The sequence below is a fragment of the Listeria floridensis FSL S10-1187 genome (genome assembly GCF_000525875.1).
In the GTDB taxonomy this organism is placed as follows: Bacteria; Bacillota; Bacilli; order Lactobacillales; family Listeriaceae; genus Listeria; species Listeria floridensis.
The window spans coordinates 1-766 of sequence record NZ_AODF01000091.1 but is presented as its reverse complement, the minus strand read 5'-3'; the positions used below and the strand labels follow the sequence as shown (position 1 = coordinate 766).

Here is a 766-nt window from a genome sequence, read left to right as displayed (position 1 = left end):
AAACGGAAACGGTTTTTGTGAATAGCTATACGCAGGAACAGCGGGAAGTACCGAAAACAGAAGTGACCATGGATGATTTGTTTAGCGGGAGTAATGTTTACGCGGATCAGTTGAAAAACCAGTTTCAGGCGTGGAAGAAGTTGAATCCGGAAGAAGCGGTTTCAGAGAACGATTTTCGAGCGACGATGCTGAATACGCGCGCGTTTGCGTATACGTCGATCCAGGATGAACAGCAGAAAAAGGAGTTTTGGGTGAATGTTGCGGCGACGGTCGCGATCGTCGGGGTTGCGATTTTTTGTCCGCCTGCTGGTCTCGTGCTTGGGGCGGCTTATGGCAGTTTAGAAATGAGCGCGGCAGTGACGGGAAAAGATTGGCTGACGGGGCGTGAGATGGATACGTCGGAACGCGCGTTACGCGGGGCATTTTCACTGTTTGACCTAGTTCCGGGCGTGAAGGCGCTGTCTGGCGGGACGCGAGTGCTTGGAGAAACGGGGCATTTGGCAGAGCTCAGTCAACTGATAATGCGCGGAAAGCAAACAGCGGTGTCGAAAGCAGAGGATTTGGTTCGGATTGGGAAGAATCAAGCGGAGATGCGGGTAAGAAGTTTGAAAGGGGCGGCGCATAGCGGAGTGGACAAGTTGACACACGGTTTGGATACGATCGGGAACATCGGAGCGAAATGGGAGAATAGTTTGAACTTACCGCCGCGGCAGCAGTTTAGCGATGGCAGATGTTGGCGGACTGGGGGACTTCTGGTAGCTCGAAG

1 pseudogene is annotated in these 766 nt (G+C 53.0%); it reads left to right on the top strand.

The features are described 5' to 3' along the window. Nucleotides 1-17: 17 nt before the first annotated feature. Nucleotides 18-766, top strand: a pseudogene (locus MFLO_RS14350) (hypothetical protein); the annotation flags it as partial.